The organism is Nocardia sp. Tas62D01 (genome assembly GCF_055232035.1).
The window spans coordinates 4,346,204-4,372,023 of record NZ_JBUYUZ010000001.1 but is presented as its reverse complement, the minus strand read 5'-3'; the positions used below and the strand labels follow the sequence as shown (position 1 = coordinate 4,372,023).

21 protein-coding genes are annotated in these 25,820 nt (G+C 67.1%); 8 read left to right on the top strand and 13 right to left on the bottom strand.

Annotated features, from left to right (window positions below; genetic code table 11):
- The first annotated feature begins 23 nt into the window (after positions 1-23).
- From ACV7NQ_RS20905 to ACV7NQ_RS20890, 4 genes are all read left to right on the top strand, one after another.
- A complete protein-coding gene (locus ACV7NQ_RS20905; RefSeq protein ID WP_463361212.1) occupies positions 24-2,129 on the top strand; it encodes an ABC transporter ATP-binding protein in 2,106 nt (701 codons plus the stop codon).
- The gene (locus tag ACV7NQ_RS20900) at positions 2,129-2,866 is read left to right on the top strand and encodes an energy-coupling factor transporter transmembrane component T family protein (protein ID WP_463361211.1); all 738 of its coding nucleotides are present in this window, start codon (positions 2,129-2,131) and stop codon (positions 2,864-2,866) included. The genes ACV7NQ_RS20905 and ACV7NQ_RS20900 overlap by 1 nt, the downstream gene beginning before the upstream one ends.
- A 118-nt stretch (positions 2,867-2,984) precedes the next feature.
- Positions 2,985-3,662 carry a hypothetical protein gene (locus ACV7NQ_RS20895; protein ID WP_463361210.1) on the top strand — a complete coding sequence of 226 codons (678 nt, stop codon included), beginning with the start codon at positions 2,985-2,987 and terminating at the stop codon, positions 3,660-3,662.
- Between the two features lie 237 nt (positions 3,663-3,899).
- Positions 3,900-4,547, top strand: coding sequence for a cysteine hydrolase family protein (locus ACV7NQ_RS20890; protein WP_463361209.1), 648 nt, complete (start codon positions 3,900-3,902; stop codon positions 4,545-4,547).
- Between the two features lie 74 nt (positions 4,548-4,621).
- Here the strand turns inward: ACV7NQ_RS20890 and ACV7NQ_RS20885 are convergent, their stop codons facing one another.
- The 10 genes from ACV7NQ_RS20885 to ACV7NQ_RS20840 form a co-directional block, all read right to left on the bottom strand.
- Positions 4,622-6,964, bottom strand: coding sequence for an ATP-dependent DNA ligase (locus tag ACV7NQ_RS20885; RefSeq protein WP_463361208.1), 2,343 nt, complete (start codon positions 6,962-6,964; stop codon positions 4,622-4,624).
- 48 nt (positions 6,965-7,012) lie between these two features.
- Positions 7,013-7,222, bottom strand: coding sequence for an antitoxin (locus tag ACV7NQ_RS20880; protein WP_463361207.1), 210 nt, complete (start codon positions 7,220-7,222; stop codon positions 7,013-7,015).
- Positions 7,223-7,256: 34 nt separating this feature from the next.
- Positions 7,257-8,399: an MBL fold metallo-hydrolase gene (locus ACV7NQ_RS20875; RefSeq protein WP_463361206.1), complete on the bottom strand. Its 1,143-nt coding sequence runs from the start codon at positions 8,397-8,399 to the stop codon at positions 7,257-7,259.
- A 1-nt stretch (position 8,400) separates the two neighbouring features.
- A complete protein-coding gene (locus tag ACV7NQ_RS20870; RefSeq protein ID WP_463361205.1) occupies positions 8,401-9,126 on the bottom strand; it encodes an enoyl-CoA hydratase in 726 nt (241 codons plus the stop codon).
- Positions 9,127-9,305: 179 nt separating this feature from the next.
- Positions 9,306-10,163: an aldo/keto reductase gene (locus ACV7NQ_RS20865; RefSeq protein ID WP_463361204.1), complete on the bottom strand. Its 858-nt coding sequence runs from the start codon at positions 10,161-10,163 to the stop codon at positions 9,306-9,308.
- Between the two features lie 231 nt (positions 10,164-10,394).
- Positions 10,395-11,912 (bottom strand): carboxyl transferase domain-containing protein, encoded by a 1,518-nt coding sequence (locus tag ACV7NQ_RS20860; protein WP_463361203.1) that lies wholly within the window; start codon positions 11,910-11,912, stop codon positions 10,395-10,397.
- Positions 11,913-11,964: 52 nt separating this feature from the next.
- Positions 11,965-12,567: a GTP-binding protein gene (locus tag ACV7NQ_RS20855; RefSeq protein WP_463361202.1), complete on the bottom strand. Its 603-nt coding sequence runs from the start codon at positions 12,565-12,567 to the stop codon at positions 11,965-11,967.
- Positions 12,548-12,922 (bottom strand): DUF742 domain-containing protein, encoded by a 375-nt coding sequence (locus tag ACV7NQ_RS20850; protein WP_463361201.1) that lies wholly within the window; start codon positions 12,920-12,922, stop codon positions 12,548-12,550. The genes ACV7NQ_RS20855 and ACV7NQ_RS20850 overlap by 20 nt, the downstream gene beginning before the upstream one ends.
- A 7-nt stretch (positions 12,923-12,929) precedes the next feature.
- Positions 12,930-13,343, bottom strand: a complete 414-nt coding sequence (locus ACV7NQ_RS20845) for a roadblock/LC7 domain-containing protein (protein ID WP_463361200.1) — start codon at positions 13,341-13,343, stop codon at positions 12,930-12,932.
- Positions 13,340-16,942 (bottom strand): ATP-binding protein, encoded by a 3,603-nt coding sequence (locus ACV7NQ_RS20840; protein ID WP_463361199.1) that lies wholly within the window; start codon positions 16,940-16,942, stop codon positions 13,340-13,342. Before ACV7NQ_RS20840 ends, ACV7NQ_RS20845 begins: the two co-directional genes overlap by 4 nt.
- 319 nt (positions 16,943-17,261) lie before the next feature.
- Here ACV7NQ_RS20840 and ACV7NQ_RS20835 point away from each other — a divergent pair, with 319 nt between their 5' ends.
- From ACV7NQ_RS20835 to ACV7NQ_RS20820, 4 genes are all read left to right on the top strand, one after another.
- Positions 17,262-19,298 carry an AMP-binding protein gene (locus tag ACV7NQ_RS20835; protein ID WP_463361198.1) on the top strand — a complete coding sequence of 679 codons (2,037 nt, stop codon included), beginning with the start codon at positions 17,262-17,264 and terminating at the stop codon, positions 19,296-19,298.
- Between the two features lie 253 nt (positions 19,299-19,551).
- Positions 19,552-19,941: a hemophore-related protein gene (locus tag ACV7NQ_RS20830; protein ID WP_463361197.1), complete on the top strand. Its 390-nt coding sequence runs from the start codon at positions 19,552-19,554 to the stop codon at positions 19,939-19,941.
- A gap of 49 nt (positions 19,942-19,990) precedes the next feature.
- The gene (locus tag ACV7NQ_RS20825) at positions 19,991-20,710 is read left to right on the top strand and encodes a response regulator transcription factor (RefSeq protein ID WP_463361196.1); all 720 of its coding nucleotides are present in this window, start codon (positions 19,991-19,993) and stop codon (positions 20,708-20,710) included.
- 97 nt (positions 20,711-20,807) lie between these two features.
- Positions 20,808-22,190, top strand: coding sequence for a sensor histidine kinase (locus ACV7NQ_RS20820; RefSeq protein WP_463361195.1), 1,383 nt, complete (start codon positions 20,808-20,810; stop codon positions 22,188-22,190).
- A gap of 331 nt (positions 22,191-22,521) precedes the next feature.
- Here ACV7NQ_RS20820 and ACV7NQ_RS20815 read toward each other — a convergent pair whose 3' ends face one another.
- The 3 genes from ACV7NQ_RS20815 to ACV7NQ_RS20805 form a co-directional block, all read right to left on the bottom strand.
- Positions 22,522-22,881, bottom strand: coding sequence for an FKBP-type peptidyl-prolyl cis-trans isomerase (locus tag ACV7NQ_RS20815; RefSeq protein WP_463361194.1), 360 nt, complete (start codon positions 22,879-22,881; stop codon positions 22,522-22,524).
- A gap of 85 nt (positions 22,882-22,966) precedes the next feature.
- Positions 22,967-24,271 (bottom strand): citrate synthase, encoded by a 1,305-nt coding sequence (locus ACV7NQ_RS20810; RefSeq protein WP_463361193.1) that lies wholly within the window; start codon positions 24,269-24,271, stop codon positions 22,967-22,969.
- 201 nt (positions 24,272-24,472) lie between these two features.
- Positions 24,473-25,774 carry an MFS transporter gene (locus ACV7NQ_RS20805; RefSeq protein ID WP_463361192.1) on the bottom strand — a complete coding sequence of 434 codons (1,302 nt, stop codon included), beginning with the start codon at positions 25,772-25,774 and terminating at the stop codon, positions 24,473-24,475.
- Positions 25,775-25,820: the final 46 nt, after the last annotated feature.

Here is a 25,820-nt window from a genome sequence, read left to right as displayed (position 1 = left end):
CTTCGGGCTGGCAGACTTGTTCTGTGAGTGATCTACCCATTGCCGCCGACCCCGTCGCGCGTGGAGCGCTGCGCCCGATCGAGTTGGCCACCGGCGCGGTGCTCGGCGGTGTCACCGTCGGGCTGGTCACCATCGGATCGGTGATCCCGTTCGCGGCCGGGTTGCAGTTGGTCGCCGCGGTGCCGCTCGGCCTGCTGGCGAACCGTTACCGGCTGCGCGCCCTGATCGCCGCCACCATCGCGGCCACCATGGTCACCTTTGTCGCGGCGGGTATCGCGCCCGCCATCGGTCTGGTGAATTCCGCCACACTCGCCGGCATCATCGGGACGGTGAAACGGCGGGGCGGCGGCCTGACTGCGGTGCTCGGGCTCTCGGCGCTGGCCGGTCTGCTGTGGGCCTCGTTCGCCGTCGGATCGCTGCTGGTGTTGTCCCGATCCAGGGATCTGCTGTTCGACAACGTTCGCAACCTCGCGCACGGCATCCAGAACCTCGCCGATCGCCAGCCGCAGTTGGCGCCGCTCGGGCGGGTCGCCGCCGACCTCACCGATTCGGTGCTCGCCTCGTGGTGGGCCTGGGTCGGCGCAGGTATCAGCGCCGGCGTGGTCGCGACCGCGGTGTTCTCCTGGTTCGTGCTCGGCTCGGTGTTGGACCGGCTGGCCTGGCTGCCCGGCAGCGACCGGCTTGACGCGCCACCGGATGACCGGCCGATCGCCCCGCTGCCGGTGACGCTGCGCGATGTCACCTTCCGGTATCCCGGTGCGCCGGTGGACGCGTTGCACGGCATCGACCTCACCGTCGGTATCGACGAGTTCGTGGCGATCGTCGGCCACAACGGATCCGGCAAATCAACGCTGACCCGACTACTCGCCGGTCTCCCGCCCACCTCGGGCACGGTGCAACGCCCCGGCTCCGCGGGCCTCGGTCACCTGGGCGGGACCGCGATGGTGCTGCAGCGGCCCGAAAGCCAGACCGTCGGCGTGCTGGTCGCCGACGACGTGGTGTGGGGTCTATCCGAGGAACTGGCCGCCGAGGTCGACATCGACGCGCTGCTACGCGAGGTGGGTCTCGGCGGCATGGGCGACAAGGAAACGGCCACCCTGTCCGGCGGCCAACAGCAGCGGCTGGCGGTCGCCGCGGCGCTGGCCCGCCGCCCCGCGCTGCTCATCGCCGACGAGGCCACGTCGATGATCGATCCCGCGGGCCGTCGCGACCTGGTCATCCTGCTCGCCGGGCTGCCGAAACGGCATCACATGGCGGTGGTGCTGGTGACCCACCACGAGGCCGACGCCGCGGCCGCCGATCGGGTCGTGCACCTGTCGGATGGATTCACCGTCGATCGGCTGCCCGCCTGGCCGCGGCCGATGCGCGACCTGCGGCGCCGCCCGATGGGCGAGCCGATCCTGGAACTGCGCGATGTGCGCCACACTTACAATCACGGAACCCCTTGGGAGGCACCGGCATTGCACGGTGTGGACCTGTCGGTCCGCTGCGGTGAGGCGCTATTGATCGTGGGCGGCAACGGATCCGGCAAATCGACGCTCGCCTGGATCATGGCCGGATTGATCGAACCGAGCTCCGGGCGCTGCGAACTCGCGGGAAAGCCGATCGGGAAGCAGATCGGCCGAGTGGCATTGGCGTTCCAACATTCCCGGCTGCAGCTGCAGAAGCAAACCGTCGGCGCCGAGATCGCCGATTGGGGCGGGCGGGTCACCGGCTCGGGCGCGGTCGGGCGCGCGCTGGATGCCGTCGGCCTCGATCGACGGCTGGCCGCGCGATCCATCGAGGAACTCAGTGGCGGACAGGCGAAACGGGTGGTGCTCGCGGCGATCGTGGCCAGCCACCCGCAGGTCGTCGTGCTCGACGAGCCGCTGGCGGGGCTCGACCCCGAGGGCCGCGCCGATGTGGTCGAACTCCTTGCGCGCCTACGTGATTCCGGGCTCACGCTGATCGTCATCTCGCATGACGTCGATGATCTGGCGGGTGTCTGCGACCGGACCGTACACCTGCAGTCCGGTCGCATCTTGGGCGCCGAGCCGGTGCATCAGCAGGCCGATACCACGAATTCCCTGGTACGTCAGCATGATTCGCATGCCGCGACGGCATGGCGCCTAGAGCACGGAGGCCACTGATGAGCCCGGTGCTGTTTCGTCAGGTCCCGGTGTCGAGCCCAGTGCACAGCCTGTGGGCTGGCACCAAGATGATCGCGGCGTTCCTGATCAGTCTGGTGCTGATGTTCCTGCCGTCCTGGCCGGTGCTCGGCGTGATGGTCGCGTTCCTGCTCCTGGTCGGCGTGGTCGCGCGGCTGCCGCTCGGCACGCTGCCGCGGCTGCCCTGGTGGTTCTGGGCACTACTCGGTGTCGGCGCGCTGGTAAACGTGCCGGTCGGCGGTGCGGCCGTGCTGCGCTATGCCCAGATCGCGGCGTTCGGCCTGGTCATGATCGCCGCGTCATTCCTGATCGCCTGGACGACGCCGATGGGCGATATAGCTCCCGCGCTCGCCAAACTGGGTGCGCCACTGCGCAAACTCCGTTTGCCCGTGGACGAATGGGCCGTCGTCGCCGCCCTCACGCTGCGCGGCCTGCCGCTGCTGCTTGACGAAATGCGGGTGCTGCGCGCGGCGCGCAAGCTGCGCCCCAAACCCGATCTGGTGCACCGCGCCACCCAAAACCCCCTCATCGACATCCTCACCGCCGCCATGGTCGTATCCACACGCCGCGCAGGCGAATTGGGTGAGGCCATCACCGCCCGCGGCGGCACCGGCCAACTCACCGCCCACCCCAGCTCCCCCGGCCGCCGGGACGCGATCGCGCTGGCCGTCGTCGTCGCGGTCTGCCTCGGTTCGGTCGCGCTCGGCCTACTGATATGAACGCCCGCGCGGGCGCGATCAGCCGATCACCAAGGGCATGCTCGCGTCCTGGATCCAGCAAACTTCGAATGCGTGGCAGGCGCGCAGAACCGGTAGGGACGCGACGATACTGAGCCGTGTGACCGACAGCGACGACGACGTTCCGGCCTGGCAGCGGCGAACGGCCGGTGAGTCTCGGATTGCCGCAACCGTGGCGATGCTCGGGATCGTGGTTCTGCAGATTGTGCTGCCGAAGGAGTTCCTGCCGGAACCCGCGTGGCTATTGCCCACGCTGGAGGTGGCGCTGCTCGTAGTGCTGGTGGTGGCCAATCCAGTGCGGATCGACCGCGAAGAGAGATGGCTGCGGTCGGGCGGCTTGGTAATGACCGCGCTGCTGGCGCTGGCGACGGCCTGGTCGGCGGATCGGCTGGTGCTCGGTCTGATCGACGGGACCCTCAGTGACCAGCCCGCCCAGTTGCTCGGGTCGGGCGGCGCGATCTGGTTGACCAATGTGGTGGTGTTCGGACTGGGGTACTGGGAGTTCGATCGCGGTGGGCCCGCGGCGCGGGCGCATGCGCGAAAGCCATTGCCGGACTTCCTGTTCGTGCAGATGCAGAACCCCGATCTGGCCCCGCCGGAGTGGGAGCCGCAGTTCGCGGACTACCTGTATCTGTCGTTCACCAATGCGACCGCGTTCAGCCCGACCGATGTGATGCCGATGTCGCGGTGGGCCAAGGCGATGATGATGGTGCAGTCGATGATCTCGCTCATTCTGGCGGCATTGGTCATCGCCCGAGCGGTCAACGTCTTGCAATAGCGGCTGGGCGCATGCTTCGCCCGCGGAGAACCCTGATCAGCACCCTGGCGGCCCCACCGGCCACTGACGGTACTGCCCGAACAGGGCCCGGCAACGGTCATCGAAGGGCCGCGCGGTCGCCGTAGGCGTCCTGGATGTCCATCGCTACAGTGGGCTCGAAAGTACCTTTAGCGCAACCGAATCGCGATCGGCCGGGTCCGGACCGTGATCGGGCATGGAGAATGGAGTGAGCTAACCATGCGGCATGGCAACGGACTGGACATTCCCGAAGAACTCGCCGATGTGTGTGCGCCGCACCGCATGGCCGTGATCGTCTACGACATGCAGGTCGGTGTGCTGAGCCAACTACCCGACAGCGCGGAAATCATCGAACGGGTCGTGCGCATCGTCGACGCCGCCCGCCGCGGCGGCTACCCGGTGATCTTCCTGCGGCACTTCTTCCTGCCGGAGCGACTGAGCGGCACGTTCGCCCTGCGGATGGCGATGAGCTGGCAGCAGGCGAAGTCCGTCGAGGACGTGAAATTCATCCTGCAACGCGATACCCCGGCCTTCGAACTGGTTCCGGAATTGCGGCCACTCGCCGACGAGGTGGTGTTCGACAAGACCTCGATGTCGGCATTCGAAGGCACGCCGCTGGCCGCTGTGCTGCGCGACCTCGGTATCGGCGCCTACGCGATCGCGGGCGTCGCGCTGGAGATCGGCATCGCCCCCACCGTCACCCATTCGACCGATCTCGGTTTCGTGCCGGTGGTCATCAGCGATGCCTGCGGCGGCCGCGACAAGGATGCCATGACGCGGGCCTACGAGGACTTCGAGTTCCAGGGCCACGCCATGATCACCGACAGCACGACACTCATCCCACTACTGGTTGGCGACCAAGCCTGACGGCACCGCCGCAATCGGCGGGCATGACGACGGCGAGCACGATCACACCGCAGCGCCGACCAGGCGGTACCGAATCAGTCCGAGGTACCCAACCATGCCGGATGCCAGAGCCGCCCGGTCTCGGTCCAGTTCATGAACCGCACGGTCCCACTGATTTTCGGTGACGCCCACACCGCGTCCTGGCGCTCGTCCGCGGTCAGTTCGTTGTCGAACGGACTCGTCTTGCGTTCCAGCTTGTTCAGCCGCTTGGCCAGGTCCCTCATGTCGGGCTCACTGAACCCGGTGCCGACCCGGCCCACGTAGTAGAGCCTGCCCTCGCGCGTGATGCCGACCAGTAGCGACTTGAAATTCCTTGCATCGCTGCGCCGCCAGCCGCCGATTACCACCTGCTGGGTGCGCCAGTTGCGCTCCTTCACCCACGAATGCCCGCGCTTGCCCGGCAGATACACCGAGTCCTTCCGCTTGGCGACCACACCCTCCAACCCCTGCTCCTGGCTGTAGCGCAGCGCGTCGGCGCCCGAGCCGTCCAGCCGCGGCGGCACCAGCATGGACGGTGCGTTCGCGGCGAGTGCCTCCAGTACCCGGCGGCGATCGGAATACCGTTTGCGGATAAGCGAAGTCCCGTCCAGATACAGCAGGTCGAAGGCAACGAACACCGCTCGCGCCGCATCCGCTTGCAGCAGACCGAGATTAGCGACGCCACGATCGTCGAACACCACGACCTCACCGTCGAGTACCACGCTGTGCCCGGCCAATTCGGTGGCAAGTGCCGCTATCCCCGGGTACCGGTTCGTCACGGTATTGCCCTTGCGGCTGCGCAATGTCAGTGTGCCGGAATTGATCTCGACGATCAGCCGGAACCCGTCCCATTTGGTTTCGAAGCACCACTCGGCGGCATCGAGATCGCCGACCTCGCCCTGGGTCGCCAGCATGGGCTCGAGACCGCGCGGCAACGGCGCGGGTTCACTCGACCGCTGCGCCACCCGTGGCGCCTCGGCTGCGTCCGGTTCATGTTCGGAGCTCTTGGTCGTGCCCTCCGAGCCGTTGGGCTGCGTCGTATCGTCGGCACGGGGCGGCCGTTCGCGCATCAGATGCATCAGCCACTGGTTGCCATTGGTCTGGATCAGCGCGTATCGGCCCTGGAGCCGAGTGCCATGGAACTCGACGATGACCTCGTCGTCGCGCCACTTCTCGGTCTCGTAGGTCCCCGAATCCCAGATCGTCATCTCCCCCGCGCCATACTGGCCCCTCGGAATAGCGCCGTGGAAGTCGAGGTATTCCAGCGGATGATCCTCGGTGTGCACAGCGAGACGGTTTTGGTCCGACGAGGTCGGCGGCCCCTTCGGCACCGCCCACGACGCCAGCACTCCGTCGCGTTCGAGCCGCACGTCCCAATGCAACCGCCGCGCATGGTGTTCCTGGACGACGAACCGATCGCCCGACCCCGAGTCGGCCACTGCCGCGGGCACCGGTTCCGGCGTGCGCGCCGGATCGCGCATCGACCGATACTTCGTCAGCGCATCAGCGCTCGACAGCGGCGGGTCGAGTTCGGCGAGCAGGTCGCCGTCGTCCCGCCAGCGCACGAGCAGCTCGTCGAAGCGTAAGTGCCGCAGCTTGTTTCGGTTCTCGATCTCGTCCCATGTGCGCGGCGCCGCCGCATTGGGCTCGGTCCGCCCGCGCAATGAGTACGGCGCGATCGTGGTCTTGGCCGGATTGTTCTGACTCCAGTCCAGGAAGACCTTGCCGCTGCGCACCGCCTTCGCCATCGTGGCGGTCACCAGATCCGGGTGCAGCTTTTCGAGATTCGTGGCCACCTGCTTGGCCACCGTCGACGCACCACCCGGACTCAGCTCCCGATCCAACGGCACATAGATGTGAATTCCCTTGCTACCACTGGTAACTGGGAACGCGTGCAACCCAATGCCCTCGACCATGTCGCGCACGGCCAACGCCACCCGCGCGCACTCGGCCAGCCCCGCGCCGGGTCCCGGATCGAGGTCGAACACCAGCCGGGTGGCCGGGCCGATCTCGTCACCGTCGAAACGCCATTGCGGCACATGGATTTCCAGCGCCGCCTGCTGCCCGAGCCAGGCCAACCCGGCCTCCGAGTCGATCACCGGATACACCACCCGGCGTTCGGAATGCTCGATGGTATGGCGCTCCAGCCACGACGGGGCATGCGCGGGCAGGTTCTTCTCGAAGAACGACGGCTCGTCGACCCCGTTGGGCCAGCGTTTACGGGTGACCGGGCGGCCCGCGATGTGCGGCAGCATGGCCGGGGCGATCGCCGCGTAGTAGGCGATGACCTCGCCCTTGGTGGTTCCGGTCGCCGGGTACAGCACCTTGTCGAGGTTGCTCAATTCAACCTCGATGCTCGGCCGACCCGGGCCGCCACCGAATTTCCGGCGGGTCACCATAGTGGAATTTTAGAGGCGGGGACCGACATGGCAGGTCCCCGCCGCTCATCAGGCTTCGGGGCCGGGCTGCTGATTCGGCGGGACCACCTTCTTGGCGGCTTCCTTACCCTTCTCGATCTTGTCCGAGTACTTGCCCTTGGTCTTCTCGTCGATGAAATCACCGGCTTTGTCGACCGCTTCATTGATCTTGCCGGCGTTCTTGGACGCCGCTTCCTTGCCCTTACCTACGAGGCCCTTCAGACTGTCCGCCAGACTCATCTGTCGTTCCTTCCTGTCACGGAACCGAGGTAGATCAACCCACATCTTCCCACCACGAATCCCGTGGTGGAAGGCCATTGGGATCGACGCGCTGCCCGGGCATCGGCACCGCGATCGCGGTGCCCGCCGCCCGCGCCGCCTCGACCATCCTGCGCACCGGCTCCGACCATCCGTGGAAGGCCAGATTGAAGGTCGCCCAGTGAATGGGCACGAGCATGCCGTGGCCCGGATCGCCGACACACAGATTGGCGTGAGCGCGAACCGCTTCCTCCGGGTTCATGTGCACGTCCGGCCAACGCTCGTCGTACGCGCCGATCGGCAGCAAAGTCAGATCGAACGGACCAAGCGCCGCACCGGCTGCGGCGAATGCCTTGGTGTAACCAGTATCACCACCGAAGTACACCCGCCGGGTCGGACCGACGATGGACCAGGACGCCCACAGCGTGGTGTTGCGCACCAGGCCGCGGCCGGAGAAATGCCGCGCCTCGGTACAGGTGATCACCAGATCGGTGCCGTCCCGCTCGCGGCCGAGCGCGGCAAGGGATACCGTACCGCCCCAATCCAATTCGACGATCCGATGCTCCGGAACACCCCAGTGCCGCAGGTGCGCGCCGATACCGATCGGCACCAGGAAGGGCGCGGACTGACCGAGCACCAGCGCCCGGACGGTGGCTTTGTCCAGGTGGTCGTAATGGTCGTGCGAGATGATCACCGCATCCACCGGCGGCAGGTCCGACAGCGGCGTCGGGACCGGATGCATCCGCGCCGGACCGACGATGGCCGACGGCGAAACCCGTTCGCTCCATACCGGATCGGTCAGAATTCGGTAGCCATCCACCTCGACCAGCGCGGACGCGTGCCCATACCAGGTGACCGCCAGATCGGCGGCCTCCTGCGGCACCACCGGCGTCTCCAGCGGAATCGCGCCACGCGGATGGCCGGCATTGCGCCGGGTCAGCGCCGAATACAGCAGCGAAAGCGTCGCGCCCTCGACGAGCTGACTGCTCGGCTCGGTGTTGTGGAACTGGCTATTGCGGTAGCTCACCGCGCCGGATGCATTCGACTGAATGGCCGACATCGAGGCGCCGATCGCGGAGGGGATATCCCACACCGCGCGGACCACCCACGCAACACCCAGCGCGCCCGCCGCGGCGGCGACGATCTTCTTCGCCCTCATATCATCGCCCTACGAACTTCGCGGCGCGCTTTTCTTGCCGAGCCAGGCGTCCCTCCTCGGCATCCGCGCTGGTCCACGCGGCCAGTAGGGCATCGCGCTGCCGATGGTTCTCGGGGTCGCGGGTGCCGTCGTCGTTGAGCACCAACTTCAGGTGGCGCAGCGACAATGGAGCCAGCTGAGCGATCGACTTGGCCCAGTCCTGCGCGTCGGCGAGGGTGCCGAGCTGGTTGGCGAAGCCGAAGGCGTAGGCATCGGCGGCCGATACCGATTTCGCGCCGAGCAGGATGGTCCGGGCCGGGCCGCCGCCGATCAGCGACGCCAGGCGCCGGACGGTCCAGCGGTCGACCGAAATACCGAGCTTGGCCGCGGGAATCGCGATGTAGGCGTCCGGGGCGATCACCCGTAGGTCCGAGGCGAGTGCGATCTGCACGCCCGCGCCGAGCGCCGCGCCGTTGATCGCGCAGATCACCGGGACGGGTACGGACTCGATGGCTCGCAGCATGTCCAGCAGGCCCTCGAGAAACTCGTCCGAGTAGGCGCCGGACAGATCCGCACCCGCGCTGAAGATGGGGCCCTGCCCGGTGAGCACGATCACCCGCGCTTCCTGGGCCGCCGTCCACACCGCCTCGCGCAACTGTGCCACCAGTTCGTTGTCGAGCGCGTTGCGACGCTCCTCGCGCTGCAGTTCGATGGTGACGACCTCACCATCGCGGCTAACTCCGAGCATGCATTCTCCCCAACTGACCGGTTCGAGTGGTTACATCAACTCTGCCACAGTCTGCGGCACGAACCGCTGGCCACTGCTTGCAGGTCGCTGGAAATCACACCGCGATACGATTCGCCCCTGTGCTGACAGATTTCGACATGCTGGTGATCGGTGCTGGTCAGGCGGGGCTGTCGAAGTAACTAGGCATCCAGGCCCAGGCTGAAGGTGGCCGGGTCCGGGCCGATTCGCTCGCCCTTGTCCAGTGCGTCGATCGCGTCCATCTGTTCAGGGGTGAGTTCGAATCCGAAGACGTCGAAGTTCGAGGCGATGCGCTCGGGCGTGACGGACTTCGGGATGACGATGATGCCGTGCTGCAGATGCCAGCGGACAATCACCTGCGCCGGGGTGCGGCCGACCTCGTTGGCGATAGAGACGATGATGTGCTCATCGAGCAGGGTGCCCTGGCCGAGCGGGCTCCACGCCTCGGTGGCAATGGCGTTGTTGTCGTGGAAGGCGCGCAGGTCGCGCTGAGCCAGCCGGGGGTGCAGTTCGATCTGGTTGACCACCGGGATCTCGCCGGTCTCACCGATGAGCCGTTCGAGATCGGGGATGGTGAAGTTCGAGACGCCGATCGACCGGACCCTGCCCTGCGCCTTCAATGCCTGGAAGGCGCGGAAGGTGTCGACGTAGCGATCGGCCGCCGCGACCGGCCAGTGGATCAGATAGAGATCGAGGTAGTCCAGGCCGAGCCGCTCCATGCTGGCGTCGAAGGCGCGCAGCGTGGAGTCATAGCCCTGGTCGGAGTTCCACAGCTTGGTGGTCACGTAGACCTCGTCGCGCGGCAGCCCGAATTCGCGGATGGCGCGACCGGTGCCCTCCTCGTTGCCGTAGGCGGCGGCCGTGTCGATGCTGCGGTAGCCGACCTCCAGTGCGGTGGTGACCACCGGGAAGACGTCATCGGGTGGCACTTGGAACACGCCGAAGCCGAGCTGCGGGATCACGTTCCCGTCGTTCAGCACGATCGAGGGAATGGCGTTGGTCTCGCTTTTGAAGGTCACCTCTCGACGGTAGAAGTGCCGCGGCGAGTCGTCAACGACACCGCTTGGCGTGTTGATTCACAATTCGCTGGTCGGACGCGGATTTACCCCCGGCAATTCGGGTTCCGGCCGAGACTTCGGTCGGCGGTCCGACCGCCACCTCGGCCGTGGTTCGAGTCCGGCGGCGGTTCCCCGGTCGCCTGGGTTCCGGATCAAATCCGGGGCGGCGGCAGGACCCAGGGACGGGGGCGTTCAGCCCGCGGGTAGGCCGAGCCTGCGGTAGCGCGTGTGGCGCGTCGCCCGCAGCTCTGCCACCGGCCGGGCGCGCAGAGCCGCGAGCTCCTCGGCGATGGCCGCGACCATGCGGCGGGCGAAGCAGACCGGTTCGTCGGCGGCGTCGGGTAGTTCCGGCACGATCCGGTCCACGATGCCGTCCTGGAGTAGGTCGGCCGCGCGGATCCGTTGCGCCCGAGCCAGTTCCGCCGCATGGTCGGTGTCGCGGTACACGATCGCGCTCGCGCCCTCCGGCGGCAATGGCGCAAGCCAGCCGTGGGTGGCGGCGAGTACCCGGTCCGCGGGCAGCAGTGCCAGCGCGCCGCCGCCGGTTCCCTGCCCGAGCAGCACCGAGATGGTCGGCGTGTCCAAGGTCACCAAATCCGCTATGCAGCGGGCGATCTCGGATGCCAGTCCGCGCTCCTCGGCTTCCTTCGACAGCGCCGCGCCGATGGTGTCGATCACCAGCACCAGCGGCAGCCGCAACTCCTGAGCAAGCGCCATACTGCGCCTGGCCTCACGCAGCGCGGCGGGACCCATGGTGTACTCGCCCAGCCGGCCCGAGCGATCGTGCCCGAACACCACGCACGGCTGGCCACGGAACTTGGCCAGTGCGTGCACGATAGTGCGATCGGACTCACCCTGGCCGGTGCCGCTGAGCGGAACCCGTTGCGTCACATGGCGCAGCAGGTCGCGCAGGCCGGGGCGGCCGGGGCGGCGCGAGATCGTCACCGATTCCCATGCCGGAATTTCGACGGACACCGGTCGCGGCTGCTCACCTTCTCCAATCGGTACGGCCCAACCCGGTTCCGCCGCAACGGGATCCGGCACACCGCTCAGCACGCTCAAGGCGCGGTGCGCAATTCGACGGAACACCGAGACCGGGACGACGCCGTCTATGACACCGCTGTGATACAGGTTCTCCGCGGTCTGCACGCCCTCGGGAAAGTCCTTGCCGTACAACGCCTTGTAGACCCGGGGGCCGAGGAATCCGATCAACGCGCCGGGTTCGGCAAAGGTCATGTGCCCCAACGAACCCCACGAGGCGAACACCCCACCCATGGTCGGGTCGCGCAGATACACCAGATAGGGGTGGCCCGCGGCCTTGTGCGTCGCGACAGCGCCGGCGATCTTCACCATCTGCACGAAGGCGACCGTGCCCTCCTGCATGCGAGTACCGCCGGACGTCGGCGAGGCCACCAGCGGCAGGCCGAGCTCGGTGGCGCGCTCGACCGCCGAGCCGATCCGCTCGGCCGCGGCGACACCGATCGAGCCCGCCAAAAAGCCGAACTCACAAGCGATTACGGCCACCCTACGACCACGCAACAGCCCCACGCCGGTGAGCACCGACTCGTCGGTGCCCGCCGCCACCGCGGCCTTGCGCAGATCCTCGTCATACTGCCGGGTGACGGCCACCGCGACGGGCGGCCGATCCCAACTGACAAACGAGTCCGGGTCGAGCAATTGCTCGAGCAGTACGCGCGCCGAAATCCTCACCGGGCGAGCCTAATCACCCGATCACGTCTCCGGCGCGCGCCGCGCGAGCAACTCAGTAGCCCTGCATCACCTTGCGCAGGGCGTACTCGGTCAACGAGACCAGTGCATGCTTGGCAGGATCACGCCGCCGCGCGTCGATCGAGAGAATCGGCACGTCCGCAGGCACCGCAAGGGCCTGGCGGATGTCCTCGATCGGGTAGCGCGGTGCGTCGTCGAATTCATTGAGCGCGACCAAGAAAGGTAGGTTGCGCGCTTCGAAGTAGTCGACGGCCGCGAAGCTGTCCTCTAGCCTGCGGGTATCGACCAGCACCACCGCGCCGATGGCGCCGCGGATCAGGTCGTCCCACATGAACCAGAACCGGTACTGGCCAGGTGTACCGAACAGGTAGAGCACCAGATCGTCGGCCAGGCTGATTCGGCCGAAGTCCATGGCCACCGTGGTGGTGGCCTTCATCGGAACGCCCGTCAGGTTGTCGATTCCGGTGCTGGCATTGGTCACCAATGCCTCGGTGCGCAGCGGAACGATCTCCGAAACTGCACCGACCAACGTGGTCTTGCCGACACCGAAGCCACCGGCGACGACGATCTTCGCCGAAGTCGGCTTACTGGTGCGGGTATCGACCTGCGCCGTCGAATCAAATACGCCGGAGTCCACTGAGAACCCTTTCGATCAGCTCGCGACGTTCATCGTCGCTGGAATCGTCTTTCAAAGTTGCCGAAACGCGGACATGTCCGGCCTCGATGAGGTCGGCTACCAGCACCCGGGCCACCCCGATAGGAATACCCAAACGTGCTGCTACCTCGGCAACAGACGGCGATTCTCTGCACAACTCCACGATTGACGTCTCGATGTTGGTCAGTTCGAACTGCCGGTCCAGGGCGCCCGGATGCGATGCGACGAGGGCTTCCAACGCCAACTCGACCGCAGGCCTGGTGCGGCCAGCAGTCAGCGAGTATGGACGTACGAGGCTCGGCTCGGCGCTCCCTACGCGGTGATCGTCTATGTCCATCCCACCATCAGGAACCCATCGTGACGCGTGGCGTGGCCTGAACTGTCTGACCCACACGCTCGACCAACAAGGCCATTTCGTATCCGACCTGACCGATATCGCAGGACGTGTTGGTCAGGACCGCGAGGTAGGAGCCGTCGCCGACTGCCATGAGTAGCAGGTAGCCATGCTCCATCTCGACGACCGACTGCAGCACGGTGCCACCCTCGAACAGGTTCGAGACGCCCACTGACAGGCTGGCGAGTCCCGCGGTGACGGCCGAGAGCTGCTCTGCGCGATCAACGGGCAGCTGGGCGCTCGCGGCCATGAGTAGGCCGTCAGCCGAGACCAGGACGGCATGGGCTACGCCAGGAACATCGTTGGCGAAGTTCGAAACCAGCCAATCCAGCTGACGATTCGTACCACCTAGATCGGGATTCATCGGTCTCCTTTATCTCCGGTTAGGTTCGTTGCCTTCATTGCGCGGCCATCCCGGACGCCCTGCTGGTGACGACTCAAGCTGGACCTGATGGTTTCTGGATCGCGACGCGGCGCCCGATCCGCGGTGCCGTTGACGCCACCGGGGACCAGCCTTCCGCCCGGATTGCGTTGCGGCAACCCGGCGGCCGTCTTTGTTTCGGCCTGCGCCTCGCTCGCCCGGCGAGCTGCCTGCCAACCTTCGTCGCCCGGTGATTCGAATGAAGCGGCCACTTGGGACCGGTCCGGATTCGGATCCGACAGCCAGGCCGACATCATTTCGGCGAAGATCGGGCTGTCCATCGGCGAGCTGGTCTCGGCGGCCGGCTGCAATCGAGTCTGGAAGAACGATGCGGTCTTCCCCGGATCGGCCTTGAAGCTGTGGCGACCGGGGTCGCGGCCACCCAGCGGTACACCGGACTCCGAGACCGCGGGCTGTTCGCCGCTCGGCGCGGACTGCGGATTGCTCCGCTCCCGCTGCGGCAGACCGAGTCCCGCCGCCGCTTCCCGCTGCGGCAGACCGGTCGAACCCGAATCACGCTGCGGCAGACCCGGCGGCACCTGCGAACCCGGCTGACGCTGCGGCAGACCCGGCGGCACCTGCGAACCCGGCTGACGCTGCGGCAGGCCGCTTGGCGCGTCCCGCTGCGGCAGATTCGTGGCGGCGGGCTGACGCTGCGGCAGACCACCGGCAGCGGGGTCACGCTGCGGCAGACCACCCGCGCTCGGATCACGCTGCGGCAGACTGCTGGATCCCGGCTCGCGCTGCGGCAAACCATTCAGACCCGGCTGACGCTGCGGCAGACCACCCGTGTTCGAATCGCGCTGCGGCAGACCACCCGTGTTCGAATCGCGCTGCGGCAGACCACCCGTGTTCGAATCGCGCTGCGGCAGACCACCCGTATTCGGCTCACGCGGCGGTACACCGTTCAGCCCCGACTGACGCTGCGGTAGGCCACCGGTGTTCGTGTCACGTTGTGGCAGACCACCCGTGTTCGAATCGCGCTGTGGCAGACCACCCGCACCCGGCTCACGCTGCGGCACGCCATTCAGACCTGCCTGACGCTGCGGAAGACCACTCACACCGGGCTCACGCTGCGGCAGACCGCCAGCATTCGAGTCACGCTGCGGCACACCGTTCACACCCGGTTGGCGCTGCGGCAGACCACCGGTGGCGTTCGGCTGTGGCACGCCGTTGGCATCCGACTGACGCTGCGGCAGCTCACCGGAGTTGGCATCACGCGGCGGCACACCCGACACGGTCGGCTCGGCACCACCAGGCTGCCGCGGCGGCGGACCGCCCACTAGGTTGCGCTTGGGCAGGTTCGCCGCGGCGAGCTTGCCGCGCTGCGGACCGCTTGGCGCCTGTCCCTGCTGACCCGGCGGCGGACGCAGGGTCGGACCGGGCTGTGCCGAATTCGGTCGCAGCCCAGCGGCCATCGACGATCCCGGCGACCGCTGCGGCAAACCACCATCGGCCGGAGCCTGGCGGCCTACGGCGGGGGCGGGGCTGCTCACCGGAATCGGGCCGCTCACCCCGGGATCGACGGTGACCATCACATTGCCCCCAGGAGTCCTGGTAATCCCCCGCATCTGCATCGATGACGGAGCCGCCTGCCGTTGCGCGGCAGCTGCCGACACCTGTGGCCCGGCCTGCGTGGCCACTGCGGATTTCGGTCCCTTTCCGATCACGATGAGACCGACAGGAACGTGCACGACCACGGTGACACCTGGATCGCGCGCGATGTCGAAGGTCGGCCGCAGTCGCACGGTAAGCCCGTGCCGCTCGGCCAACCTGCCGACCACGAAGAGACCCATGTGCCGCGCGGTGTCGCGGCCGGGCTCGGCGGTCTGCTCCAACCGCCGGTTGATATCGGCCATCTCGGTGGGCGGCATACCGATACCGCGGTCGGCCACCTCGATCAGCATGCCCTGGTCGTGGGCCTGCGCGAAGGTGAACTTCACGTCGGTCTCCGGCGGGGAGGCGCGCAGCGCGTTGTCCAGCAGCTCGGCGAACAGGTGCGCCATATCGGAGGCGGCGGGCTCGATCAGCGAACCGCGCGGCGTCGCACCGAGTTTGACACGCTCGTAGTCCTCGACCTCGGAGATCGCGGCGCGCAGCACGTCGGCGATCTCGACCGGTGCGGACTTGGCGCGGCGCTGCCTGGTGCCGGCGAGAATCAACAGGTTGTCGCCGTTACGACGCATACGAGCGGCGAGATGGTCCAGCCGGAAGAGGTTCTCCAGCAGTCGTGGATCCTTCTCGTCGTATTCCATTGCCTCGATCAGGGTGAGCTGATGGTCGACCAGCGACTTGGACCGGCGGGCCAGCGTCTCGAACATGTCGTTGACCTGGGAACGCATCTGCGCCTGATCGCTCGCCAGTCGCAGTGCCTGCCCGTGGATATCGTCGACGGCGCGCGCCAACTGGCCGATCTCCTCGGTGCTGCGCACCGGCATCGGCTCCAGCGGCACGTCCTCGGGGGACGCGCCGTTACGCAGCTGGGCGACCTCGTGCGGCAGGTCGCTTTCGGCCACCCGCAGGGCCGCGAGGCGCAGCCGATGCAGCGGCACGATCATCGAGCGCGCCACGAACACCGCGAGCAACAGCGCCGCGAGGATGGTCGCGACGACGACGGCGGTGTAGGTCCACGCGTCGGTATTGGCCGTGGACACCAGCGAATTCATCGTGGCGTCGATGTCCTTGATTGCCTTGCCCACCACGCGCTCGTAGACATCGAGGCTGGCGGTCAGCGAATTCTTCAAGTCGCCGATCGGGATCTGACCGGCCTGCGCCTGCGGACTGCTCAGCAGCGCGATCCTGGTGTCGATGCCTGCTCGCAGATCGGCGATCGAGGTATCGCCATCGGGGAAGCGATGCGCGAGCACGTTGAGCAGCGAGCGCTCGGTGTTCGCGGCGGTGAGGAAGCCCTGCACGCCGGTCGGCGCATTGCGCAGCACTTCCGGGAACGCGGCGACCTCGCCAACCAGCGAGGCACGGGTGTTGAGCGAGTCGACCAGGCGCAGCTTCGCCTGATCGATGCCGGGGTCGCTGACCTGACCGACCGTGCTCTCGACAATGCGCACACTGTCGTTGCGGACCCGGTCGATCATCGCGACGATGTCGGTGCTGGACTGCGTCGACGCGGTCTTGCCCTGGGCGCGCACGGCTTTCGCCTGGGTGAGCATGCTGTTGAGCGACGCGCGGGCGCCTGGCACCCCACTCAGCCGGTCCACCGCGCCCTCCGCGTTGGCGATGGCGGCATCGAGATCCGACAGGTTCTTGTCCGACACGATGGACGGTGCACCCGGGAACAGGGCAATCATCTGCGAGGCGGCGGTCGTCGCCGTCTGTGCACTCAGCCCGGTTACCGCCGGGATGGCCACGATGTTCTGGGCAGCGGCACCCAGTCGATTCGCGTTCGCGAACTCGGACGCGATCCTGGACACGCCGAGGCCGACCGCGACTGCGAGCGGCACGGCCAAAACAGCCGTAACCTTCCAGCGCAGGTCCCAGTTGCCGAGCGCCCAGCGCTTCCTGCCGGACCTAGCGGCGTCACGCATCTCCCACTCACTTTCCAAACTGGCCCCAACCACGCGCCATCAGCGAACCTCCACACTCGCATGCTGGCTCGACAGGCAGAGCTGGCCGAGGAACTGCGGCTGGCCGAGAAATTGCGTCTACGACTGCCCAATTAAGTGACATCAGATTCTAACGGATCAATAACTTCTTGGATGACTCCGAGTAAGGCTACTGGCCTTGACCAGCCCGTTCCAGGCATAACCAAAGGTCGCGGCACCCACCCGGGCGTCGCGTGAAGTCTGCCACAATCAGGCTGATCTATCGAGGCGGGCATCGAGGCGAGGCTAGGGAGTCACCGGGTTGAACGCGTGGCACGAGTACCGATCGGTCTATCAGACCAGCTTGGTCGATCCCGCTGAGTTCTGGAGCAGCGCGGCCGAGGCGATCGACTGGGTGGTGCCGCCAACCCATATCGTCGACACCACGGGTCGTCCGATGACCAGGTGGTTTCCGGATGCTCGACTCAATACCTCCTTCAACGCTCTCGACCGACATGTGTACGGGGACACGGCAAGTGGCACCGCCGACGAGAAGGGCCGGGCGAACCAGCCCGCCCTAATATATGACTCCGCTATGACCGGCGCCAGAGGAGTTTTCAGCTACGCCGAACTCCTCGAAGAGGTTGCCCGCTTCGCCGGTGCGATGGTCCGGCTCGGTGTCACCAAGGGCGACCGAGTCATCATCTACCTGCCGATGATCCCCGAGGCCGTGATCGCCATGCTGGCCTGCGCGCGCATCGGCGCGGTGCACTCGGTGGTGTTCGGCGGCTTCGCGGCACCGGAGCTCGCGGCGCGCATCGATGATGCCGAGCCAGTGTTGATTATCACAGCCTCCGGTGGTCTGGAGCCGGGCCGCCGGATCGACTATCCGCCAATTGTTCTGCACGCACTCGACCTCGCCGAGACCACCGCGCCGCGCGCCGTCATCGTGAAGCAGCGTTCGCAGTTCCCGCCGATCCGCTTCCCCGCACCGCAGCCCGCGACCGAGTCGCTACCGAGCTCAGCGCAGTCCGTCGCGGCCCAGTGGCTGTCTTGGGAAGACGCCGTACGCGATGCACCGCGCGCCGATCCGGTGCCGGTCGCCGCGACCGATCCGCTCTACATCCTCTACACCTCGGGCACCACCGGGAAGCCCAAGGGCATCGTGCGGGACAACGGCGGACACGCGGTCGCCCTCACCTGGTCGATGCGCAATATCTACGACGTGGGACCGGGCCAGGTGATGTGGGCGGCCTCCGACGTCGGCTGGGTCGTCGGGCACTCCTACATCGTGTACGCACCGTTGCTCGTCGGCGCGACAACCCTGCTCTACGAGGGTAAACCGGTCGGCACGCCGGATGCGGGCGCGTACTGGCGGGTGGTCGAGGAGCACAAGGTCCGGGTGCTGTTCACCGCGCCGACCGCGCTGCGCGCCATCCGCAAGGCCGATGCCGACGCCGCGCTTGCCCACGGTTACGACCTGTCCTCGTTGCATGCGCTGTTCTGCGCGGGCGAGCGGCTGGACCCTGCCACCTACGCATGGGCCACCGACACGCTGCTCGCCGAGCAGCCGGACTGCCCCGTCGTCGACCACTGGTGGCAGACCGAGACGGGCTGGCCGATCTGCGCGAATCCGCTCGGAATGCAGCAACTTCCGATCAAGGTCGGCTCGGCGTCGGCGCCGGTGCCCGGTTTCCACCTGCGCGTGTTGGACGCCGAGGGCAACGCCGTCTCGCCGAACACCGAGGGCAACATCGTGATCGGGCTACCGATGCCCCCGGGCACCCTCACCGGACTATGGCGTGACGAAGATCGCTATGTCCGGTCGTATATGTCGGCCTTCCCCGGCCACTACCTGACCGGTGACTCCGGTTACTTCGACGAGGACGGCTACCTCTTCGTCCTCGGCCGTAGCGACGACGTCATCAATATGGCCGGGCACCGGCTGTCGGCCGGCAGTATCGAGGCCGCGATCGCGGGCCACGAGGCGATCGCCGAATGCGCGGTGATCGGCCTGCCCGATGAACTCAAGGGGCAGCGGCCGATCGCGTACGTGGTGCTCAAGTCCGGCATCGTGATGAATCCGGCCCAGCTGCGCGACGAACTGATCAATCGAGTGCGTGAGCAGATCGGTGCGATCGCGACGCTGCACGATGCCGTCGTGGTGACCGCGCTCCCCAAGACCAGATCGGGCAAGATCCTGCGCAAGACGCTCCGGCAGATCACCGCGGGCGATGCCTACGAGATTCCCTCCACCATCGAGGATCCGTCGGTGCTTGCCGCACTGAAAGAACAAATCGCCGCCGCCCACCCCGCCACCGACCGCACACCGAACACGGATCCGGTTGTGCCGTCCTAGATTGCTTGCCCGCCTCTCCGCGTCGTCAGGCCATACCATTGGGGTGCCACGTACGCTGCGTTCAGGGCTTGGCGGTCAGGTGTTCGGCGAGTTGTCGGCGTACCCGACGAGTTACCCATCTACATACGAAATCAGTTGGCCTGCTCAGAGATTCCTCAGAGTTTGTTCACACAGGTGCCAGCTGTGGGCAATAGCCTCTAGACCGCGTCGAGACCACTTACGCACGCACCCCTCGAAGATCTGGAGGCACACCATGAAGGCTTTGCGCAGTCGGCCGGCCTACGCCGTTCTCGCCGCGGGCGGTATCGCCACGGTCACCATGTTCCTCGCGCCGGCCATCGCGTCGGCCGACCCCATGGCCGACCTCGCCGCGCCGCTGCTGAACTCCGACTGTTCCTTCGCCCAGGTCGACGCCGCCCTGCACGCCAAGGCGCCGCAGCTGGCCTCGATGCTCGATGCGAACCCGACCCAGAAGGCCGAGCTGGCGCGCAAGTTCGATCAGCCGGTCGAGCAGCGTCGCGCGGAGTTCCAGCGCCTCATCGAGGAGAACCCGGGCGCGGCGCAGGACGCACAGAACGATCCGCGCGGCTCGAGCCTGCGTGAAACGATCCGCACGGTGGCCAACTCCTGCCACAGCTACTAACCGGCACACCAGCCGATGCTGACCGGCCCTGGCGTCATATGACGGCACAATGAATGACGTGACCACCGAGCGCACTTCGACCCCGGCCGTCCTTGTTGTCGATGACGACGAGGACGTGCTCGCCTCGGTCGAACGCGGGCTGCGGCTGTCGGGCTTTCGAGTGCTGGTCGCCAGGGACGGCGCAGCGGCGCTGCGCAGCGTGACCGAGCACGCGCCGGACGCGATCGTGCTGGACATGAATATGCCGGTGCTCGACGGCGCCGGGGTCGTCACCGCGCTGCGTGCGCTCGGTAACGAGGTGCCGATCTGCGTGCTGAGCGCGCGGGCCTCGGTCGACGACCGGATCTCCGGGCTGGAATCCGGCGCCGACGACTACCTGGTCAAACCGTTCGTGCTGGCCGAGCTGGTGGCGCGGATCCGGGCGCTGCTGCGTCGTCGCGCGGACACCCCGGCCGCGGCCACCCCGGGCGCGATCACGGTCGGGCCGCTGGAGGTCGACGTCGCCGGGTATCGTGCACTGCTGCACGGGCGCGAAATCGAGCTCACCAAGCGAGAATTCGAGTTGCTGTCCACGCTGGCCAGGAATGCGGGCGTGGTGCTCAGCCGCGAACGACTGCTGGAATTGGTGTGGGGCTACGACTTCGCGGCCGACACCAATGTGGTGGACGTCTTCGTCGGCTATCTGCGACGCAAGCTGGAGGTGGGCGACACGTCCCGGCTGCTGCACACGATCCGCGGGGTCGGGTTTGTGCTGCGGACGCCCAAATGATTCGGGCGCGTAGATGAATTCGAGTCCAGCAAACCCGAAGTCACCGGACCCCAATGCAATTCCGGGTTCGGCGGGTACGAGTGCGGACGCGGCGGGTATGAAGAACCCCAGCACAGCGACGGCACCCACGAAGAGCCGTCGGCGTGGGTCATTTTCGCTGCGCACCCGGGTCGCCGCGGCCGCCGCCGCCGGCGCAGTCATCATCGTGAGTCTGCTGAGCGCGATCAGCGTGCGCGCGATCGAACGCAACAATGTGCAGCAGATCGATCAGCAGCTCACCATCGTCTCGCGCATCGTCCTGCTCCAGCCAGAGCTCGCCGCCGGGTTCGTCACCCTCTCCGGGCTGAACAACAACCTGGCGATCACCGTCCGTGACAACGGCAAGGGCGTGGCAAGCGGCCCGACCCAATTGCCCGATCTACCAACCGGTTCCCGCACAATCACCGCGGGCGGCACCCGCTATCGGGTGCTCACCACGACCGAGAATCAACCCGCGGGACGGACGGTGTCGCTGGGCATTCCCGCCGCGGAGGCGGCCCGCGCAACCGCCGAGCAGCAACGGTGGGTGCTGGCGGGCGCACTGCTCGCCATTGCCGCCGCGGCCGCGCTCGGCTGGTTGCTCGCCGGTCGCGCGGTGCGCCCAATCGTCGACCTCACGCGTCAGGTCGGCGCCCGCAGCGGATTCCCCGATCCGGACAATCCCCAGCCACCGGTGGACGGATCCGGCGTGCGGGAGGCGGAGAAGCTCGCCGACGCGGTGAACACCATGCTGCACCGAGTGGATCAGGCCCAAGGCCAGACCGCGGCGGCACTGGAGACGGCGCGCGATTTCGCCGCCGTCTCCGCCCACGAGCTACGCACCCCGCTCACCGCGATGCGCACCGATCTCGAGGTATTGCGCACCATGGAGCTCGATGAGGCGCAGCGCGTCGAGATCCTCACCGACCTCGCGCGCAGCCAGGGCCGGGTGGAGACCACCCTCGCCGCACTGGAGCGTTTGGCCACCGGCGACCTGACCAACGAGCACGACCACGTCGCCACCGATGTCGGCGACCTGTGCGACCAGGCAGCGCACGACGCCATGCGGCACTTCCCAGGGTTGACCGTACGCATCGACACCGACGCCGAACTGGTGACCCGCGGCCTGCCCGCCGGATTGCGCCTGGCCGTCGACAACGCACTGAAGAACTCAGTCACCCACGGCGGCGCCACCGAGGCCCTGGTGTCGGCGCACCGTGCGCCGGACGGGCACATCGTGATCTCCATCGACGACAACGGCCGCGGTATCCCGGTAGCCGAACGCGACGCGGTCTTCGAACGCTTCTACCGCGGCAGCCAGGCCAGCAAGGGTGGCTCCGGCTTGGGCCTGGCCCTGGTCGCCCAACAGGCTCAATTACATGGCGGGCGAGCCTATTTCGACGACGGCACCTTGGGCGGCATCCGCCTGGTCCTGCACTTGCCCGACCGCACGGCGCAGTGACCGGTCCAACCGGATCGGGGGTCGCTGCTGCCGGTACGCCCGCCTCCGTTCTCCGGTAGCGATCCGCAGGTGGCCGACATCATCGGGAAACTCGAAGCCCTGCACAGCGTTTCGGGCCAGGCCGGATCACAGCTGACCGGTATCGGCTCGCTGGTCGGCGGCGCGGTGGATCCGAACACCGATCTCGGCACCCGCACTCCCCCAGCGCAGCAGCAACCAACAGGCCGCGCTCGCTCTTGCCCTCACCGATCCGGTCGAAATCGTGCATGAATAGAACGACCGCGGCCCGTGTCCACCGGAGTGGAACACGGGCCGCGGTAAGCGTTTTCCCTTAGTTGGCGTTCAGCAGGTCGATGACGAAGACCAGCGTCTTGCCGGACAGGTGATGGCCGCCACCGGCCGGCCCGTAGGCCAGCTCCGGCGGGATGGTGAGCTGACGACGGCCGCCGACCTTCATGCCGGGGATGCCGTCCTGCCAGCCCTGGATCAGGCCCCGCAGCGGGAAGGTGATGGACTCGCCACGCTTCCAGGACGAGTCGAACTCCTCGCCGGATTCGAATTCGACGCCGACGTAGTGCACCTCGACATTGCCGCCGGGCACAGCTTCGGTGCCCTCGCCCTCGATGATGTCCTTGATCACCAGCTCGGTGGGCGCGGGGCCCGCCTGGAACTCGATCTCCGGCTTGGTCATTCGGCTATCCCCTTCGATAGGTGATGGTGGTCGAAACTGAGAGCAGTCGCTAGCGATATTGTTTCGAGCGACTTGCGAGCAGTCGCTAGCGATTGTTGATCTCGTGGTAGTCACGCGCGCCGTAGCCGGTGTAGATCTGGCGCGGACGACCGATCTTCAGTGGCTCGCTCTGCATTTCGCGCCAGTGTGCGATCCAGCCGGGTAGTCGGCCCATGGCGAACAGCACGGTGAACATCCGGGTCGGGAAGCCCATGGCCTTATAGATGACGCCGGTGTAGAAGTCGACATTCGGGTACAGCTGCCGCGAGATGAAGTACTCGTCGGTGAGCGCGGCCTCTTCGAGAGCCTTGGCGATGTCGAACAGTTCGTCGCCGCCGCCGAGCTTGCTCAGGATGGCATCGGCGTGCTTCTTGGCGATCGAGGCGCGCGGGTCGTAGTTGCGGTAGACGCGATGCCCGAAGCCCATGAGCTTCACGCCGTCATCCTTGTTCTTGACCTTGCGGATGAATTCCTTGACGTCGCCGCCCTGTGCCTTGATGCCGTCCAGCATCTCCAGCACGGCCTGGTTGGCGCCGCCGTGCAGCGGGCCCCACAGCGCGTTGATGCCGCCGGAGACGGAGGTGAACAGGTTGGCGTCCGAGGAGCCGACCAGACGCACCGTCGAGGTGGAGCAGTTCTGCTCATGGTCGGCGTGCAGGATCAGCAGCATGTCCAGCGCGGCAGCGATCTCCGGGTCGACCTCGTAGGGCTCGGCCGGGAAACCGAAGGTCATCCGCAGGAAGTTCTCCACCAGGCTCAGCGAGTTGTCCGGGTAGAGGAACGGCTGGCCGACCGACTTCTTGTACGAGTACGCCGCGATGGTCGGCAGCTTGGCCAGTAGTCGGATGGTGGATAGCTCGACCTGCTCGGGATCGCGCGGGTCAAGCGAGTCCTGGTAGTAGGCCGACAGTGCGTTCACCGCAGAGGAGAGCACCGGCATCGGGTGCGCGTTGCGCGGGAAGCCGTCGAAGAACCGCTTCAGGTCCTCGTGCAGCAGGGTGTGGCGACGGATACGATCGGTGAAATCGTCCAGCTGCGCCGGAGTGGGCAACTCGCCGTAGATCAGCAGGTAGCTGACCTCGATGAAGGTCGAGGACCCCGCGAGCTGGTCGATCGGGTAGCCGCGGTAGCGCAGAATGCCCGCTTCGCCGTCGATGTAGGTGATCGCCGACTTGGTGGGCGCGGTGTTCATGAAACCCGGGTCGTAGGTCACATACCCGGTGCTCGCCAGCATTTTGCCAAGGTCGATGCCGTCATTGCCTTCGGAGGCTTCGGCGATCGTCATGGCGTATTCGCCACCCGGGTAGCTCAGCACCGGCTTGGCGTCGTTGATGTGGTCGTTTTCGGGCACGGAAAGATCCCTCTCAGGCTAGGACCGTCGGCATCGGGGTGCGGTCGGCACGGCGGTGCGTTATCTAGACGCTAGTCGCTGCCCACCCGGTCCGGGAACGAGGGTGCCCACCGGACGAGCTTACAAACGTGCGCTCCCCGAGTGAGGTTTCGACGCCCGCGCCGCCGTGTTCGTTCACCCCGTCGAGCGAGTGCCGATGGTTCACTCGCCGCGCTCACTCACCGCAGGCACCGGCTCGGAATGCGACCTGCCCACTCGGTAGCGGACGAACGCCGGGAAGGCCACCGCCGCGATCACCACGCCGATCACCACCAGCACGCCACCGCCCGCCGCGGCAACGGCGGTACCCAGGCCGGCCGCGGCGAAACCGTGGGCAACATCACCGATGCGCGGACCGCCCGCGACGATGACGATGAAGACGCCCTGCAACCGGCCGCGCATTTCGTCGGTGGCAACCGTCTGCAGCATCGTCACTCGCAGCGCGGCCGAGATCATGTCGACCGCGCCGCCGAAGGCCGAGCAGGCCAACGCGATCCACAGGCCGAGCCCGAGATCGAGGCCGTGCCCGGTGAATCCAACGGCGAGACCGAACCCGGCCATGGCCACACCCCACAGTCCGATGCAGACCACCACGGCCAGGCCCTGGCGCCGGATGCGCGGAATCCAGCCGGAGAAGACGCCACCGAGCGCCGCGCCCACCGACATGGACGCGAACAGCAGACCGAGCGCGACACCACCGGTGGCCGGGTCGCCGAAGGTCTCCTGCGCGATCTGCGGGAACAGCGCGCGCGGCATGCCGAACACCATGGCGATCACGTCCACCGCGAACGAGGCGAGCAGGATGCGCTGGGTCGCGAGATAGGCGAAACCGTCCAGGACGGTACGGAATCCGGCCTTACGTGCCGACCCGGTCGGTGGCAGCTCAGGCAGCCGCCACACCGCCCAGACAGTGGCGAGCAGGGCGATGGCGTCGCTCAGATACAGGGTGGGCAGCCCGACCACCGGGATCAGCGCACCGGCAAGCACCGGTCCTGCGATGGCGCCGACCTGTTGCACGGTCATGCTCAGCGAGTTGGCGGCGGGCAGCTGTTCGGGCGGCAACAGCCGGGGGATGGCCGCGCTGCGCGTCGGCTGGTTCACCGCGAAGAATGCCTGCTGCAGGGCGAACAGCCCGAGCACCACCCAGACGCTGTCCAGTCCGGCGGCGGCCTGTCCCCAGAACGCGAGCGCGGTCAGTCCGGTGCCCGCGTTCGTGACGAGCAGCAGCTTGCGGCGGTCCATCACGTCGGCCAGCGCGCCGCCCCACAACCCGAACACGATCAACGGCACCAGGCCGAACAGGCCTGCCAAGCCGACATACCCCGAGCTGCCGGTGATCTGGAAGATCTGCTGCGGCACCGCAACGACGGCAAGCTGCGACCCGATGACGGTGACCACGTTGGTGGACCACAGTCGTCGATAGTCCGCATATCGCAGCGGGGTGGTGTCGGCGAGCAGCTTCACCGGCGAGAGCGTAACGAGTCGATCAGCGGCTCGACGCGATATCGGT

What these genes read in the sequence shown, in the direction of transcription:
- ACV7NQ_RS20900 (WP_463361211.1), top strand. Translation starts at nt 2,129, where the DNA reads ATGAGCCCGGTGCTGTTTCGTCAGGTCCCGGTGTCGAGCCCAGTGCAC.
- ACV7NQ_RS20890 (WP_463361209.1), top strand. Translation starts at nt 3,900, where the DNA reads ATGCGGCATGGCAACGGACTGGACATTCCCGAAGAACTCGCCGATGTG.
- ACV7NQ_RS20885 (WP_463361208.1), bottom strand. Translation starts at nt 6,964, where the DNA reads ATGGTGACCCGCCGGAAATTCGGTGGCGGCCCGGGTCGGCCGAGCATC.
- ACV7NQ_RS20880 (WP_463361207.1), bottom strand. Translation starts at nt 7,222, where the DNA reads ATGAGTCTGGCGGACAGTCTGAAGGGCCTCGTAGGTAAGGGCAAGGAA.
- ACV7NQ_RS20875 (WP_463361206.1), bottom strand. Translation starts at nt 8,399, where the DNA reads ATGAGGGCGAAGAAGATCGTCGCCGCCGCGGCGGGCGCGCTGGGTGTT.
- ACV7NQ_RS20870 (WP_463361205.1), bottom strand. Translation starts at nt 9,126, where the DNA reads ATGCTCGGAGTTAGCCGCGATGGTGAGGTCGTCACCATCGAACTGCAG.
- ACV7NQ_RS20850 (WP_463361201.1), bottom strand. Translation starts at nt 12,922, where the DNA reads ATGGACATAGACGATCACCGCGTAGGGAGCGCCGAGCCGAGCCTCGTA.
- ACV7NQ_RS20845 (WP_463361200.1), bottom strand. Translation starts at nt 13,343, where the DNA reads ATGAATCCCGATCTAGGTGGTACGAATCGTCAGCTGGATTGGCTGGTT.
- ACV7NQ_RS20840 (WP_463361199.1), bottom strand. Translation starts at nt 16,942, where the DNA reads ATGCGTGACGCCGCTAGGTCCGGCAGGAAGCGCTGGGCGCTCGGCAAC.
- ACV7NQ_RS20830 (WP_463361197.1), top strand. Translation starts at nt 19,552, where the DNA reads ATGAAGGCTTTGCGCAGTCGGCCGGCCTACGCCGTTCTCGCCGCGGGC.
- ACV7NQ_RS20825 (WP_463361196.1), top strand. Translation starts at nt 19,991, where the DNA reads ATGAATGACGTGACCACCGAGCGCACTTCGACCCCGGCCGTCCTTGTT.
- ACV7NQ_RS20820 (WP_463361195.1), top strand. Translation starts at nt 20,808, where the DNA reads ATGAAGAACCCCAGCACAGCGACGGCACCCACGAAGAGCCGTCGGCGT.
- ACV7NQ_RS20815 (WP_463361194.1), bottom strand. Translation starts at nt 22,881, where the DNA reads ATGACCAAGCCGGAGATCGAGTTCCAGGCGGGCCCCGCGCCCACCGAG.